We start from the raw sequence: 14,887 nt of genomic DNA, 5'->3' as shown, positions 1-14,887 counted from the left end.
TGTTGGTCAGACCTCGCGGACGATGCCGAGCGGGGTGGACTGGTGTCCTTGCCCGAGCGGGTTGTCGCCGAGGACCTGAAGGAGGCGCTGCTCACCAGCCTTGTCGAGGGTTGACCCGAGGATGTTGCCACCGAGATCGTTGATATCGACGACGGCGACCTCAGCGGTCCCGCCGATCAGCTGCTTCAGATGCGCGGACACTCCGGCCGGATCTGTCGGTCCGAGCACGACCGCCTCGTTATAGGGCGGGATGGTGTTCTTCGTCGGTCCGTCGATCGCGCGGGCCTTGTCACCGGCAATGCGGTAGAAGTCACCCTTCCGTCCGAACGCCTTGGTCACGGCTGCGACCGCGGAGGCGAACAGGATGCGCGGCGTGCCGCACTCTCGCAGCGCCATTTCCATCGTCTCGGGCATGCCGAGACCGATGCCGTACGGCGTGCGTGTGACGTACTTCGACAGGAACAGCGCGAGCTTGCGCGGTTTGATCTCGTCGAGGCGGAAAGAGCGTCCCTGAGTGATCGCGACGATCTTCTCCGTGACGAACAGCAGATCTCCGGGTTCGACAGCTGCTGACGCGTACTCGGTGATGATCGCATCGAGATCATCACCGGGCATGACGACACGGGTACGCAGCGGGATGCGCGCGTACTGCTTGCCGTCGACGCTCGTTTCGAGCGCCTTACCGTCGTTCGCCTGACTCATTCGAGGTAGTCGCGCAGCGACTGCGAGCGGCTCGGGTGGCGCAGCTTCGCCATCGTCTTCGACTCGATCTGGCGGATCCGCTCACGCGTCACGCCGAAGGTGTCACCGATCTGGTCGAGCGTCTTGGGCTGACCGTCGCCGAGGCCGAAGCGCATGCGAATCACGCCGGCCTCACGCTCGGAGAGCGAATCCAGAAGCTGCTCGAGCTGGCGCTGCAGCATGGTGAAGCCAACCGCGTCGGCAGGAACGACAGCCTCGGTGTCCTCAATGAGGTCACCGAACTCACTGTCGCCATCTTCGCCGAGCGGGGTGTGCAGCGAAATCGGTTCGCGACCGTACTTCTGCACCTCCACGACCTTCTCCGGAGTCATGTCGAGCTCGCGGCTGAGCTCTTCCGGCGTGGGCTCGCGGCCCAGGTCCTGCAGCATCTGGCGCTGCACACGAGCGAGCTTGTTGATGACCTCGACCATGTGCACCGGGATGCGGATGGTACGGGCCTGATCGGCCATCGCACGGGTGATCGCCTGACGAATCCACCACGTGGCATAGGTCGAGAACTTGAAGCCCTTGGTGTAGTCGAATTTCTCGACCGCACGGATCAGACCCAGGTTTCCTTCCTGAATGAGATCGAGGAACTGCATGCCGCGGCCGGTGTAGCGCTTAGCCAGGGAGACGACCAGACGGAGGTTGGCGCCGAGCAGGTGGCTCTTTGCGCGCTGTCCGTCGCGGGCGACCCATTGGAGGTCGAGGCCGAGCTGGCCGGTCTTCTCAGCCGGCGTCATATCCGACAGTTTCTCTTCGGCGAACAGGCCGGCTTCGATACGCATCGCAAGCTCCACCTCTTCGGCGGCGTTCAGCAGTGCGACCTTACCGATCTGCTTCAGGTAGTCCTTGACCGGGTCGGCAGTAGCACCGGTGATCTGCGTCGAGTAAACCGGAACATCGTCCTCGTCCTTCGAGGACAGCACGATAGCGCCGGTGGGAAGCGGCTCGGTGAACGCAGGCTTCTTGTTGTCTTCGTCATCGACCTCGTCGACAACTTCTGGCTCGGCCTGCGCTTCGTCGACCGGGTCAGCAGCCTTCTTGCGCTTGACCGGCGCCTTCTTCGCAGGGGCCTTCTTCGCGGGAGCCTTCTCAGCAGCCACCTTCTCAGCAGCCACCTTCTTGGCGGGAGCCTTCTTGGCAGCCGGCTTCTTCGCCGCTGGCGCGGTCTCTTCGGGTTCGACGACGTTGACGTCGACGTCAGCAGCTTCGGTCATCTTGGTCGTCCGGGAGTTCTTGGTCGCGGCAGGAGTCACGTTTCGCCTTTCACGGGGTAGCAATTCCTACCCCGGGACATTTCGGACACTAGTAAGACCCTTGTCAAGCCGTCTGCCTGACGGCGGACGATTGACAACGGGTCAGATAACCAGTATCGCATATGATCAGCGATCCGGATGCATCGGGATCGAGGAAGTCAGGATCGTGAGCGCTTGTCGTCATCTCCGGGAGGACGAGTGGCCAGATACCGCTCGAGTTCGGCTGCGAGTTCATCCGCGCTGGGCAGGTCCCGCTCGTCGAACCCGCCCTCATCGAAGTGGTCGGCGCCATCAGGATTGCGGCCGGCCATGTACGCGTCGTAGCGGCTCTCCAGTGTCTGCACCATCTGGCGCAGCTCGTCGTTGGTCTCAACTTGGTCGTTCACTTTGCCGAGGTACTCCTGGCGGCTTTCCCGAAGATCGTCGAGTCCCAGCACGATGCCCGTTGAACTCATCACGCGGTCGGCGGCAGCAATGACCGCGTCCGGGTTCTCCGTGTCTGCGAGGTAATGCGGAACCAACAGCACAAATCCGACGACACGATCCCCGCGCTGGGCAAACCGGTACTCGAGCAGGTGCCCGGCGGTCGCCGGGAGCTGCGTGCGCGGCCGCCACACCGACAGGCTCGCCGTGAGTTCCTTGCGGTTTCCGCTGACGGTCGTGCTGATCGGTCGAGTGTGCGGGACGGGCATCGCGATGGAATGCACCCAGCTCACCCCGGAGACGCCGAACTCTTCTGCCAGGTCGAGCACCACCTGGGTGAAGGCGTTCCAGGAGAAATCCGGTTCGTATCCGGCGAGCAGGAGGAACTGCTGACCCAGGGTGTCATGCGCCAACGACAGCTCCAGTCGGGCGGGCCGGAACTCGGAGAGGTGATCCTGCTCGAAGACGAAGATCGGACGACGAGCCCGATAGTCGAGAAGCACGTCGTTATCGAACACGACGATCGGTTGCGGATCGGTGACGTCGCGCAGATGGTCAATCAGTCCGGAGACCGCGCTGCCTGCATCGGTGAACCCCGTGAGCAGGATCACGAGTGGGAGTCCCTGCGTAACAGCGGGGGCGTTCGAGACGCGTTCGTAAAGCTCTCCGGAGACGGGCATGCTCCCATGCTACGAGCAGGCGGAGACAGCGGGGCTGTGTCTAGCTCACAGCGAACAGAACTGGAGGAGGTGGGTGCACACGCGCTTAGGATGGAGGCATGTCGCTTCCTGCGCTCTCGCACACAACAGATCCATTCCCCGGGAGTGCTGCCGACGCAGCAGCGCTCATCGTTCCGGACACCACCGCGTTCCCCGAGGCTCTGGACGCCTTCCCCGGCCTTGCCGATCTTCTCGCCAGCATCGGGTTCACCGGTGCTGCGTCCGCATTCGCCCGTGTGTATCTGCCGGAGGTGACCACGCTCCCCTTCGCCGTCGTCGGTGCCGGGTCCGCCGCAGATGCGGCATCCGTGCGCGATGCCGCCGGAGTGGCACTGCGTTCATTGACCGGGTTCGATAGCGTGTCGCTCGCTCTCGCCGGGTCGCTGGCTGAGCATTCCGCGGCTGCTGCCGAGGGCGCCGTCTTCGGCGGTTACCGATTCGACGCTTACCAGGCAAAGCCGGGCAAGACCCGCGCAGCTGCGGTCAGCGTGCACAGCTCCACGCTCTCCGACGCCGACATCGCTCGCGCTCAGACGCTCGGTGATGCTCTCGCGCTCGTCAAGGACCTGGTCACCGTCCCGGCCGAATGGCAGAGTCCCGCCGATCTCGCGCAGAGCGCCGTCGACGCTGTCGCCGGCCTTGATGTCACGGTCACGGTTCTCGACGAGTCCGACCTCGCAGAACAGGGCTTCGGCGGTGTCCTCGGAGTCGCACAGGGCTCCGATCGCCCGCCTCGCGTGGTCCGCCTGGATTACGCCCCGGCTGACGCGGGTCGCCACATCGCACTGGTCGGCAAGGGAATCACGTTCGACACCGGCGGCCTCTCGCTCAAGCCGGCCGCCAGCATGGTGGGGATGAAGTTCGACATGGCCGGTGCCGCCACCGTGCTCGCCACCATTCGCGCCATCGCCGCGTTGAAGATTCCGGTGCGGGTCACCGCGTGGATGTGCATCACGGACAACATGCCGTCCGGTAAGGCCACGCGCCCCGGCGATGTTCTGCGGATGCTCGACGGTACAACCGTCGAGGTGCTGAACACCGACGCTGAAGGCCGTCTCGTTCTCGCCGATGGCCTGGTGGCCGCGAGCCGCGAGAATCCCGATGTGATCTTCGATGTCGCAACGCTCACCGGCGCGATCCTCGTCGCGCTCGGACACCGTCACACCGGTGTCATGGGCGACGATGACGCCGTCGCCGATTACCTCGCCGCTGCTGAGTCAGTCGGTGAGCTGGCCTGGGCACTGCCGCTACCGGCGTACATGGAGGATTCACTCGACTCCCCCATCGCCGACATGATCAACGCGAACATGAGCGATCGCGCTGGTGGTTCAATGTTCGCGGGGCTCTTCCTGCAGCGTTTCATCGGCCGCACCAGTGAGGCTGGGGATGCTCCGCGCATTCCGTGGGTGCACCTCGATGTCGCAGGTTCCGCCGAGCACGCCAGTGCACCGTTCGGGTTCACCGACAAGGGCGCAACGGGTGCCACCGTTCGCTCGCTCGTCGCGTACGCAGAGGCTGCAGCCAAGGAGGCATGATGACCACGCACACCTTCGACATCGTCGTCCTCGGTGGTGGCAGCGGCGGATACGCCGCTGCCCTGCGGGCTGCAGAGCTCGGCAAGAGCGTCGCTCTCATTGAGAAGGACAAGGTGGGTGGTACCTGCCTTCATCGTGGATGCATCCCGACGAAGGCGCTGCTGCACGCAGCCGAGGTCGCCGATCACGTGCGCGATGCCGCATCCGTCGGTGTCAGCGCCACTTTCGAGGGCGTCGATGCCGGCGGTGTGCGCACCTACCGCGAGAATATCGTCGCGAAGAAGTTCAAGGGGCTGGAGGGCTTGATCAAGGCTCGCGGCATCACCACGGTCGCCGGCACCGGTCGTCTCAACGAGGACCGCACGGTCAGCGTTGGTGATGATGTGTATGCGGGCACGGATGTCGTACTCGCCACCGGGTCTTACAGCCGCTCGTTGCCCGGCCTGAAGATCGGTGGACGCATCCTGACCAGCGAGCAGGCGCTGGAGCTGGAAGTCATTCCCCAGCAGGTTCTTGTGCTCGGTGGCGGTGTCATCGGTGTCGAGTTCGCCAGTGTGTGGCGATCCTTCGGCGCGGAAGTCACCATTATCGAGGCGCTGCCTCATCTCGTACCCAACGAGGACATCGCGTTGAGCAAGGGGTTGGAACGGGCGTTCCGTCGTCGCGGGATCAAGTACTCACTGGGTACGCGGTTCCAGACGGCAACGCAGGATGACTCCAGCGTGACCGTCACGCTCGAAGACGGAAAGACCTTCACCGGCGACTATCTGCTGGTCGCGGTTGGACGTGGCCCCGCCACAGCCGACCTCGGTTTCGAAGCGGCCGGCATCACGCTCGACCGCGGCTTCGTTACGACTGACCAGGAGCTGCGCACCAACGTGCCTGGCGTTTGGGCGGTCGGTGACATCGTGCCCGGACTTCAACTCGCGCACCGCGGTTTCCTGCAGGGCATCGCCGTCGCGGAGCGAATCGCGGGGCTCACGCCCGCGCCAATTCCGGAGTCGCAGATCCCGAAGATCACCTACTGCAACCCGGAGGTCGCTTCGGTCGGAGTGACTGAGGAAGCCGCCATTGGCGAGCATGGCGCGGACGCGGTCGTATCCTATGAGTACAACCTCGCAGGTAACGGCAAGAGCGAGATCATCGGCACGAGCGGCCTCGTCAAGGTCGTACGACTGAAGGACGGGCCTATCGTAGGTATGCACCTTCTCGGCGATCGGGTCGGAGAACTCATCACTGAGGGTCAACTCGCCGTCGCTTGGGAGGCACACCCCGAAGACATTGCCCCGCTCATTCATGCGCACCCCACGCAGAGCGAGGCCCTGGGCGAAGCGTTCCTCGCGCTCGCCGGAAAACCATTGCACGCTCTCTGAACACCAATCGGTGTCAGGGTCACTAAGCTGAATACGTCACAAACATTCTTGAAGGAGACTCCGTCATGAGCACATCCGTGGTCCTCCCCGCTCTCGGTGAGAGCGTCACAGAGGGTACGGTCACCCGCTGGCTGAAGCAGGTGGGAGACACCGTTCAGGCGGACGAAGGCCTGCTCGAGATCTCGACCGACAAGGTCGATACCGAGATCCCCTCGCCTGTCTCCGGCGTGATCGAAGAGATTATGGTCGCCGAAGACGAGACCGTCGAGGTCGGCGCTGTTCTCGCCAAGATCGGTGACGGCAGCTCGGCAGCACCGGCTGAGGCCGCACCGGCTGAAGCACCTGCTGAAGCCGCACCGGCCGAGGCTGCACCGGCTGAGGCTGCACCGGCTGAGGCTGCTCCGGCGGCTCCGGCGGCTGCGGCTCCGGCCGCTGAGGCTGCCCCCGCTGGCGACGCCACCGACGTAGTTCTCCCCGAGCTCGGCGAGAGCGTCACTGAGGGCACCGTCACGCGCTGGCTGAAGCAGGTCGGTGATGACGTCGCGGTGGACGAACCGCTGCTCGAGATCTCGACCGACAAGGTCGACACCGAGATCCCGTCGCCGGTGGCCGGCGTCCTGCAGGAGATCCTCGCTGCTGAAGACGAGACGATCGCCGTCGGCAGCGTGCTCGCACGTGTCGGCTCCGGCGCGGCAGCTGCTGCTCCGGCGCCCGCCGCCGAAGCGCCCGCTGCCGCGGCACCGGCCACACCGGCACCGGCACCTGCTGCTCCCGCGCCTGCCGCTGCCGCTCCTGCGCCTGCTGCTCCGGCGCCCGCCGCAGCTCCTGCTGCACCCGCCGCACCTGCCGCTGCACCCGTTCCCGCCGCCGCACCTGCTGCTGACAACGAGCAGATCAAGTACGTCACCCCGCTGGTTCGTCGTCTGGCGACTCAGCAGGGCGTCGACCTGGCAACCGTGACCGGCTCTGGAGTGGGTGGACGCATCCGCAAGGAAGACGTCCTCCAGGCTGCAGCATCGCAGAGCGCCGCTCCCGCTGCGGCCCCGGCGCCTGCGCCGCTTGAGGTCTCGCCGCTGCGTGGCACGACCCAGCCGATGTCGCGCCTGCGCAAGGTTCTCGCCAAGCGCGCGGTCGAGTCGATGCAGCAGACGGCCCAGCTCACCACAGTGGTCGAGGTCGACGTCACCAACCTCGCCAACTACCGCGAGAGCGTCAAGGCTGAGTTCCTCAAGAAGACGGGCGACAAACTCTCCTTCCTGCCGTTCTTCGCTCTGGCAGCTTCCGAGGCTCTGCAGGCCTTCCCGATCGTGAACTCGACTGTCGAGGGCGAGAACATCGTCTACCCGGCAACAGAGAACCTCTCGATCGCGGTCGACACCGAACGTGGCCTGCTCACACCGGTGCTGCGCGACGCTGCGACGAAGAACATCGCGGAGATCGCTCACGAGATCGCCGACCTTGCTGCTCGCACCCGCGACAACAAGCTGAAGCCCGATGAGCTGTCCGGTGGCACGTTCACGCTGACCAACACGGGCTCACGTGGCGCGCTGTTCGACACGCCAGTCGTGTTCCTGCCGCAGTCTGCGATTCTCGGAACCGGCACGGTCGTCAAGCGTCCCGGCCTGGTGAAGGTCGACGGCGCTGAGGCGATCGCGATTCGCTCGTACGTGTACCTCGCGTTGTCCTACGATCACCGCATCGTTGACGGCGCGGACGCTGCTCGCTTCCTCGGAGCGGTCAAGGCACGTCTCGAGGCTGCGAACTTCGCGGGAGACCTCGGAGCCTAAGCACGAGTAGTACCTACGCTGGCTGGTGCGCGACGTCATATACGTCGCGCACCAGCCAGCTTTCGTTTCTGCGTTCAAGCACCAGCATCTGCTCCAGCTGGTCTCCCTCCTCCACCGGTGTGAGCCTGACCACGGCAACGTCCCCGTAGTCGTCGACCAGCGCGGCTGTGCTCGCAGTTGACCCCAGGCTCGCGATGCCGTCGGTCGGCACCATTGTTCCCTCAACTGTCGCCGACGGGCAGCTGTCCGCTGCGGCATCCACGCATTCGCGGATCTCATCGAGCAGAGCCGGTACGGCGGCAACAGCCCCGGCATCGTTCGGCGGCTTCTCGGAATTCGGGGGCGCCTCAGCTGGCGGCGCCTCAGTCGGGGGCCCCTCAGCCGGCGGCGCCGTTTCGGCCTCCGGAGGAGACGCTTCGCTCGACGCTGGCGATTCCCCCGCTGCAGGCGGTGTACTCGTGGCGATCGGCACCATCGCATTCGCATCGTCCGGTTTCTCGCCGCTCGGCCACATCAATCCCACAGCCAGCACCATTGCCGCCAGCGAGCCCGCCAGAATGAGCGGACGTTTGCGTGACTTCGTCGGGGCCTGTCTCGGATCGGCTGCAGTCACAGCGCCCACCCTGGCGCCCTTCACCCCGTCATCCGCGGGACCGAATCGCTCGATAGCGGCATGGACCTGCTGGCCTATCGTGCGCACCACAGCACTGACGACCCCGCGCGGACGATCTTCCGATCGCGCACGGCGTGTTTCACTTCTCGGGTGCCGGCTACCGGGGTGTTCCACGGGAACCCTCGGCAGGCGGCGCACGCCGACGTCCACCACACGCTCCGGTGCGAATACATCCAGGCGCAGTGCGCGGGGTGCTGCCATCGCGAACAGCTGCTCCTCCCAGCGGTGGTCGTCGTCGATGTGATGGCGAGGTTGGCGCAGTGAGGTGGCTATCTCTTCGAGAACGCGCGTGGTGGCCCGATCTGCGCTGTGCTCAGCCACCCGGTCTGTCAGCGCTGCCGAGGCCGCGCGAGCCACTCCCCCGGCTCCGAGCACGAACAGCGGGCGCCCGTCACCGGTCAGCCACCATTCTCCGGTCGCATCGGCCGCCGCGTTTCCCAGTTCACGCATTCCACGAAGCAGACTCACGACGAGCGTTCCCAATTCGCCCGCCGTGAGCGGAGCCTCAGCCACCATCCTGCGGCCCAGAAATGCCTCGACACGCTGCGTGCACCACGGCAGTAGCGCATCATGACCGTTGATGCGGCGCCGAACATCGATCACCCCACAGACGTGTTCAGCGTCTGAGAATGCCCATCCGTCCCAGTCGGTGAGCACCTCAGCATCCACGCAGACCGCCACCCCGTCATCCCCAGTGACGAGCTGCCCGGCGAATGGACCCTCTTTTCCGTCGACAACACGAATCACTCGATGCACCCCAGGCACTAACGAGGAACGATCTGCAACGGCATCCGGTTCGGTCATCACTTCATCACAGCGCATAGCTCCTGCCGGCAACGCGGGAAAGGCCCGATTGTGGATAGGTCCGCCGCCCGGCCGAATGTGAGTAACCAGTGCGCCTGGCGCGAACGCGCATGAAGCAGGCCTGCAGACTCGGTAGTCTTGTACCCATGGCTAAGCGCGCTCCAGAACCCGACAAGCGTCCGGGGTTCTTCTCCCAGATCAAGTCCCTCTTCCGGTTCACGCGTGAGGTGTACCCCTGGTTGCCCTGGGCGCAGATCGCGATCCTGGTCGGCGGCGTGCTGCTCGGTCTCGTCATCGGCTACCTCATCCCGCCGTTCCAGGTGTGGACGCTGGTGCTGTGGGGCGTCACCGGTCTCATGGTTGGTGTCCTGGGATCCCTCTTCCTGATGACTCGTCTGTCAACGAAGGCAATGTACGTGAAGATCGACGGGATGCCCGGCGCCACCGGCCATGTCATGAGCTCAAGCCTCGGGCGTGCCTGGCAGGCGTCCGACACCCCTGTAGGCATCAACCCGAAGACGCAGGAGGCCGTGTACCGAGCGATCGGACGCGGCGGCATTGTCGTTGTCGGTGAAGGCGCACGTGGCCGACTCACCCGCCTCGTCAACGAAGAGCGCACCAAGGCCCAACGGGTTGCTAATGGCGTCCCGGTTCACGTGTTCTACGTCGGACATGGTGAGGACGAGGTGGCGATCGCGGACCTTGCCAAGACCATCAAGAAGCTGCCCAAGGCGATTGACAAGACGACCCTCGCCGCAGTCATCCGCCGCATCGACTCGGTCTCACAGTCGCTCTCCTCGCTGCCGATCCCCAAGGGCATCGACCCGACGAAGGTTCGCGCGCAGCGTCCGCGCTGACCTATCGCTTCGACTCACTGAAGCTCGCTCAGTACGAGCGGGCTCAGTACGAGCGACCTCAGGGACCGATCAGCTCAGCGGCTGCTTCGGCAGGCGGCGTACCTTCGCACGGCGACGGCGACGCTCCGGAATCATTCCGCGCATCTCCTCGAGCTTCCCAAAGCACAGCAGGCGGTCATCCGCCTCCAGAACGACGTGCTTACGTGGGTTCGGGATCACGCTGACACCCCGGTGCAGCGTCAGCACGGTGATGTCACGCTCCCACAGCCCGGATTCGCCGAGCGTGCGGCCGACCAACTCGGCGGCGTTGTGCACGAGCAGCTCCGCGACGCCGTATCCGGTGGAAACGGTCAGCCGCTGGCGCACATCGATCTCCGGGAACGCCACCTGGGCGGCGATGTAGTCGATGATGGCACCGGCGACGTCGAGCTTGGTCGCCTGCTCGATTCCTTGCAGTCCTGGTGAGGAGTTGACCTCCATCACCAGCGGGCCCTCGTCGCCCTCGAGCATGTCGACGCCAGCGACGCGCAGCCCCATGATCTGCGCAGAACGCACCGCCGCCTGCTCGTAGACCGGGTCCAGCTCAACCGGTTCGACGCTGCCGCCGCGATGCACGTTTGAGCGGAACTCATCGCCAGCCGCGACGCGACGCATCGCAGCGACCACTCGGTCGCCGACCACGAGCGCGCGAATATCACGGCCACGGCTCTCGGCGATGAACTTCTGGATCAGAACGTTCTGCTTGGTCGAGTGCAGCGTTTCGATGATCGCCTCGGCCACCTTGACCTGTGGTGCGAGGATCACACCGATGCCCTGGGTGCCCTCGAGCAGCTTGATCACGACCGGCGCGCCACCGACGCGCTCGATGGCAGGGCGGACGTCAGCACGGTTGCGCACGAACGCTGTCGGCGGCATCGCGATGTTGTGGCGCGACAGAATCTGATTCGCGCGCAGCTTGTCGCGGGCGCTGGAGATGCCGTTGGCGGTATTGGGCGTGTAGACGTCCATCTGTTCGAATTGGCGCACCACCGCGGTGCCGAAGTACGTGATCGAACTGCCGATGCGCGGCAGGATCGCGTCATAGTCGCTGAGCTGCTTTCCGCGAAAATGCAGGTCGGGTTCGTCGGCGGTCAGATCGATGGCGAACTTCAGCGTGTTCAGCACTTTGACGTTGTGACCGCGCTGCAGGGCTGCGGCGCGCAGACGCTGCGTCGAGTATGCCTGCGGTGCGCGAGAAAGTACGGCCAGCTTCACGAAATTTTCCTGCCAAGATGTATCAAGTGGATAGGTCTTCTCATTCAAACACGCTCACGGGATGGCGTGAATGGGTGAGCCTGCCCGATGCCGGAGTCGATTGGATCAAGGCGAAGGTCGATACCGGCGCGCGAACATCGTCATTGCACGCCTTCGATATCGAAGAGTTCCAGCGTGAGGGTGAGGACTGGGTCCGTTTCCGCGTCAATCCCTGGCAGGACTCCGACGCGGATGCCACGTTCGTGGAGTCGCCGCTGCATGACCGCCGCGAAGTACGCAGTTCATCCGGACACACTGAACTGCGGCTCGTCGTGCTGCTCGCCATTCGCCTGGTGGATCGGCTTGTCGTTTCTGAGGTGACGCTGAGCAAGCGCGATGCGATGGGGTTTCGGATGCTGATCGGACGCGAGGCGCTGCGACGGGGCTTCATCGTTGATCCCGCTCGGTCGTTCTTAGGCGGTCGCGCTCCACGCGAAGCACGGCGTCGCAACCGCGGACGCGAGTAGCTCACACGCGAATCAGTACTGTTCCCACGGCCTTGTCATGCAGTCCGCGCTGGTCAGGGTCCCAGATCACCGCGGGAATGATGATGACAAGAAGCAGTGTGCGCACAATCGGACGCCACAGCCCCACCCAGGATCCGTTCAACATCACCAGGCGCAAGCCGACGATGCGGTGCCCCGGGCTCCCGCCGATCGTCGGGATGAAGGCGATCTGCACCACAGCGAAGATCAACAGCGTCGCAATCGAGTCATAGTCGAAGAACGCGACGGAGATGATCACCGCGGCAGCCCAATCGATAGCCAGTGCAGCCAGTCGGCGGCCGACACGACCGATGCTTCCGCTGCCGGTTTTCGGGAGGCCAAGACGCTCACCGGGGTACAAGATCTGAGCGTCACTCACGGATCCAGTCTACCGATGGTCTGTAACATGGCGGAAACAAAGAAGACACGGCCGAGTAATGGCTGGCCCGTAATCTTCATGAAGGTCTGAAGACCGCAAACCCGAATCATCCAGGAGTGATACATGTTCACCGATTCGTCCGAAGTGCTGAGCTACATCAAGGAGCATGACGTCAAGTTCCTTGACATCCGGTTCACCGATCTGCCCGGCGTGCAGCAGCACTTCAACATCCCCGCGTCGACCGTTGACGAGGCGTTCTTCACTGAAGGACAGCTCTTCGACGGCTCCTCGATCCGGGGTTTCGCCAGCATCCACGAATCTGACATGCAGCTCATCCCTGACGTGACCACCGCGTACCTGGACCAGTTCCGCGAAGCCAAGACGCTCGTGATGCTGTTCGACATCTACAACCCGCGCACCGGCGAGATCTATGCAAAAGATCCGCGCCAGGTCGCTAAGAAGGCCGAAAAGTACCTCGCATCCACCGGGATCGCCGACACCGCATTCTTCGCCCCCGAGGCCGAGTTCTACATCTTCGACGATGTCCGCTACTCGGTGACCTCGAACCACAGCTCGTACAGCGTCGACTCCGAAGAGGGCGCCTGGAACACCGACCGCGAAGAGGTCGGCGGCAACCTGGGCAACAAGACGCCGTACAAGGGCGGATACTTCCCCGTAGCTCCGGTGGACAAGACGGCTGATCTGCGCGATGAGATGACCCTCAACCTCATCGAGGCCGGGTTCGCCCTGGAGCGTTCACACCATGAGGTCGGCACCGGCGGTCAGCAGGAGATCAACTACCGTTTCGACACGATGGTCCACGCCGCCGATGACATCTTGAAGTTCAAGTACATCATCAAGAACACTGCCGAGCAGTGGGGCAAGACGGTGACGTTCATGCCCAAGCCGCTGTACGGCGACAACGGCTCCGGCATGCACACGCACCAGTCACTGTGGAGCGACGGCAAGCCGCTGTTCTACGATGAGGCAGGCTACGGCCAACTCAGCGATATCGCCCGCTGGTATATCGGCGGACTGCTCAAGCACGCCAACGCCGTGCTCGCGTTCACGAACCCGTCGCTGAACAGCTACCACCGTCTGGTGAAGGGCTTCGAGGCACCCGTCAACCTGGCTTACTCCGCCGGTAACCGCTCGGCTGCGATCCGCATCCCGCTGACCGGTTCGAACCCCAAGGCCAAGCGCATCGAGTTCCGGGTTCCGGATGCTTCGAGCAACCCGTATCTCGCCTTCGCAGCTCAGCTCATGGCTGGCCTCGACGGCATCAAGAACCGTATCGAGCCGCTCGCGCCGATCGACAAGGACCTGTACGAGCTGCCGCCCGAGGAAGCCAAGAACATCCCGCAGGTGCCCAACTCACTGCTTGACTCGCTCAACGACCTGCGCGCCGACCACCAGTTCCTGCTCGAGGGCGGCGTCTTCACCGAGGAGCTCATCGAGACCTGGATCTCCTACAAGATGGAGAATGAGATCCTGCCGATCGCACAGCGGCCGCACCCGTTCGAGTTCGAGCTGTACTACGGCGTCTGATTCAACGTGACCTTATGAAGGCCCGTCATCTCAGGTGGCGGGCCTTCAGCGCACCTTCAGTGCACCCGCTTGCACTCGCACTTCGAAGGCCGCGACCTCGCCGACCTCCTCGCCATCGATCTCGAAGGCAAGTGGTGTCTCGAGCTCGATCTTCACGCTCACAACTGTCAGATGCCGCGTCGACTCGGTGCTCACGGCACTCTCCTCACCCTTGAAGAGCCGTCGGATGCCGTTGTCCCAGATGAACGAGCGGGCCGTGTCGAGCCACTGCAGTGCCCCGTCTGCGCTCACGAGGAGCAGATCCAGCTGTCCGTCGTCGATCTTCGCGTCCGGCAGCAACCGGATACCGCCCTGCACCATTCCGCAGTTGCCGATCAGCAGAGTGTGGCCCCTGAGCTCCTGAGGCTCTCCCCCATCGATCTGCATTGTGATGCCGGTCATTTCGGTGCCGGCCATCGCCCGCCCCATCGCTTCGACGTACGCCAACCACCCGGCACGATCCTTCAGATCATCGTCAGTCTCCACCAGCATCTGCGCGTCTATTCCGAAGCCCACCATTACGGCGAAGGCTCGTTCTTCGTCGTTGAAGGCGACCCATCCAAGGTCGATCTGACGCGTTTCACCCGCGCTAATGCGCTCGAGTGCAGCAGGAATGTCGTCGAGTGGAATCTCAAGGTTTCGCGCCAACAGATTTCCGGTTCCTTGTGGCACGATGCCCAACGCCACGTCTGTTCCCGCAAGAGCCTCAGCTACCGCTCGAACAGTGCCATCGCCTCCGACGGCAACAACGGTCGTGCAACCGGCCTGCACGGCCTCCTGAGCCATACCCAGCCCCGGGTCGTCCTCGCTGGTCTGCCACCACTGAACCGTGATCTCATCGCCGTCAGCATCCTTCAGCTGTTGCTCGACGGCGGAGCGCAATTCGTCCTCGTCGATCTTCGAAGGATTCCAGATGATGCCGAGCTTCGTAGCTGTCATGTGCTCAGCCTGAGCCAGCGACGCTGAGATCGC

At 64.1% G+C, this 14,887-nt stretch carries 13 protein-coding genes; 6 read left to right on the top strand and 7 right to left on the bottom strand.

What is annotated here, in order from left to right; translation table 11 throughout:
- Positions 1–6 precede the first annotated feature (6 nt).
- From ACSU1L_RS02105 to ACSU1L_RS02095, 3 genes are all read right to left on the bottom strand, one after another.
- Positions 7–702 carry a coenzyme F420-0:L-glutamate ligase gene (locus ACSU1L_RS02105; RefSeq protein WP_439254532.1) on the bottom strand — a complete coding sequence of 232 codons (696 nt, stop codon included), beginning with the start codon at positions 700–702 and terminating at the stop codon, positions 7–9.
- On the bottom strand, positions 699–2,000 hold the full coding sequence (locus ACSU1L_RS02100) for an RNA polymerase sigma factor (RefSeq protein ID WP_438254432.1): 1,302 nt from the start codon (positions 1,998–2,000) through the stop codon (positions 699–701). The genes ACSU1L_RS02105 and ACSU1L_RS02100 overlap by 4 nt, the downstream gene beginning before the upstream one ends.
- 158 nt (positions 2,001–2,158) lie before the next feature.
- Positions 2,159–3,103, bottom strand: a complete 945-nt coding sequence (locus ACSU1L_RS02095) for a proteasome assembly chaperone family protein (RefSeq protein WP_438254430.1) — start codon at positions 3,101–3,103, stop codon at positions 2,159–2,161.
- Positions 3,104–3,201: 98 nt separating this feature from the next.
- On the opposite strand from ACSU1L_RS02095, the gene ACSU1L_RS02090 reads away from it, so the two are divergent.
- The 3 genes from ACSU1L_RS02090 to sucB all read left to right on the top strand — a co-directional run bounded on the left by ACSU1L_RS02090 (position 3,202) and on the right by sucB (position 7,837).
- Positions 3,202–4,677, top strand: coding sequence for a leucyl aminopeptidase (locus ACSU1L_RS02090; protein ID WP_438254428.1), 1,476 nt, complete (start codon positions 3,202–3,204; stop codon positions 4,675–4,677).
- On the top strand, positions 4,677–6,050 hold the full coding sequence (lpdA, locus tag ACSU1L_RS02085) for a dihydrolipoyl dehydrogenase (RefSeq protein ID WP_438254427.1): 1,374 nt from the start codon (positions 4,677–4,679) through the stop codon (positions 6,048–6,050). The genes ACSU1L_RS02090 and lpdA overlap by 1 nt, the downstream gene beginning before the upstream one ends.
- Before the next feature lie 65 nt (positions 6,051–6,115).
- Positions 6,116–7,837, top strand: coding sequence for a 2-oxoglutarate dehydrogenase, E2 component, dihydrolipoamide succinyltransferase (gene sucB / locus ACSU1L_RS02080; RefSeq protein WP_439254530.1), 1,722 nt, complete (start codon positions 6,116–6,118; stop codon positions 7,835–7,837).
- Positions 7,838–7,850: 13 nt separating this feature from the next.
- Here the strand turns inward: sucB and ACSU1L_RS02075 are convergent, their stop codons facing one another.
- The gene (locus ACSU1L_RS02075) at positions 7,851–9,257 is read right to left on the bottom strand and encodes a hypothetical protein (protein ID WP_439254529.1); all 1,407 of its coding nucleotides are present in this window, start codon (positions 9,255–9,257) and stop codon (positions 7,851–7,853) included.
- A gap of 203 nt (positions 9,258–9,460) precedes the next feature.
- Between ACSU1L_RS02075 and ACSU1L_RS02070 the strand changes: the two genes are divergently transcribed.
- On the top strand, positions 9,461–10,171 hold the full coding sequence (locus ACSU1L_RS02070) for a DUF4191 family protein (protein ID WP_438254424.1): 711 nt from the start codon (positions 9,461–9,463) through the stop codon (positions 10,169–10,171).
- Between the two features lie 69 nt (positions 10,172–10,240).
- Here ACSU1L_RS02070 and ACSU1L_RS02065 read toward each other — a convergent pair whose 3' ends face one another.
- On the bottom strand, positions 10,241–11,425 hold the full coding sequence (locus ACSU1L_RS02065; protein ID WP_438254422.1) for a RimK family alpha-L-glutamate ligase: 1,185 nt from the start codon (positions 11,423–11,425) through the stop codon (positions 10,241–10,243).
- Between the two features lie 17 nt (positions 11,426–11,442).
- Between ACSU1L_RS02065 and ACSU1L_RS02060 the strand changes: the two genes are divergently transcribed.
- Entirely contained in the window at positions 11,443–11,931 is a 489-nt protein-coding gene (locus tag ACSU1L_RS02060) for an ATP-dependent zinc protease family protein (RefSeq protein WP_438254421.1), read from the top strand.
- 1 nt (position 11,932) lies between these two features.
- Here the strand turns inward: ACSU1L_RS02060 and ACSU1L_RS02055 are convergent, their stop codons facing one another.
- Positions 11,933–12,328: an RDD family protein gene (locus ACSU1L_RS02055; protein ID WP_438254420.1), complete on the bottom strand. Its 396-nt coding sequence runs from the start codon at positions 12,326–12,328 to the stop codon at positions 11,933–11,935.
- 123 nt (positions 12,329–12,451) lie between these two features.
- Between ACSU1L_RS02055 and glnA the strand changes: the two genes are divergently transcribed.
- Positions 12,452–13,876, top strand: coding sequence for a type I glutamate--ammonia ligase (glnA, locus tag ACSU1L_RS02050; protein WP_438254419.1), 1,425 nt, complete (start codon positions 12,452–12,454; stop codon positions 13,874–13,876).
- Between the two features lie 45 nt (positions 13,877–13,921).
- On the opposite strand, the gene ACSU1L_RS02045 is transcribed toward glnA, so the two are convergent.
- Positions 13,922–14,854, bottom strand: a complete 933-nt coding sequence (locus tag ACSU1L_RS02045) for a diacylglycerol/lipid kinase family protein (RefSeq protein ID WP_438254417.1) — start codon at positions 14,852–14,854, stop codon at positions 13,922–13,924.
- Between the last annotated feature and the right edge of the window lie 33 nt (positions 14,855–14,887).

It is taken from the genome of Microbacterium sp. A94, assembly GCF_051842855.1.
Lineage (GTDB): Bacteria > Actinomycetota > Actinomycetes > Actinomycetales > Microbacteriaceae > Microbacterium.
Note: the sequence above shows the minus strand (reverse complement) of the source record. Positions and strands in the feature narration are given on the sequence as shown.

Bases quoted from the DNA above. Each gene is read 5' to 3' on its own strand.
- glnA (WP_438254419.1), top strand. From the start codon at position 12,452: ATGTTCACCGATTCGTCCGAAGTGCTGAGCTACATCAAGGAGCATGAC.
- ACSU1L_RS02070 (WP_438254424.1), top strand. From the start codon at position 9,461: ATGGCTAAGCGCGCTCCAGAACCCGACAAGCGTCCGGGGTTCTTCTCC.
- ACSU1L_RS02060 (WP_438254421.1), top strand. From the start codon at position 11,443: ATGTATCAAGTGGATAGGTCTTCTCATTCAAACACGCTCACGGGATGG.
- ACSU1L_RS02090 (WP_438254428.1), top strand. From the start codon at position 3,202: ATGTCGCTTCCTGCGCTCTCGCACACAACAGATCCATTCCCCGGGAGT.
- lpdA (WP_438254427.1), top strand. From the start codon at position 4,677: ATGACCACGCACACCTTCGACATCGTCGTCCTCGGTGGTGGCAGCGGC.
- ACSU1L_RS02095 (WP_438254430.1), bottom strand. From the start codon at position 3,103: ATGCCCGTCTCCGGAGAGCTTTACGAACGCGTCTCGAACGCCCCCGCT.
- ACSU1L_RS02045 (WP_438254417.1), bottom strand. From the start codon at position 14,854: ATGACAGCTACGAAGCTCGGCATCATCTGGAATCCTTCGAAGATCGAC.
- sucB (WP_439254530.1), top strand. From the start codon at position 6,116: ATGAGCACATCCGTGGTCCTCCCCGCTCTCGGTGAGAGCGTCACAGAG.
- ACSU1L_RS02105 (WP_439254532.1), bottom strand. From the start codon at position 702: ATGAGTCAGGCGAACGACGGTAAGGCGCTCGAAACGAGCGTCGACGGC.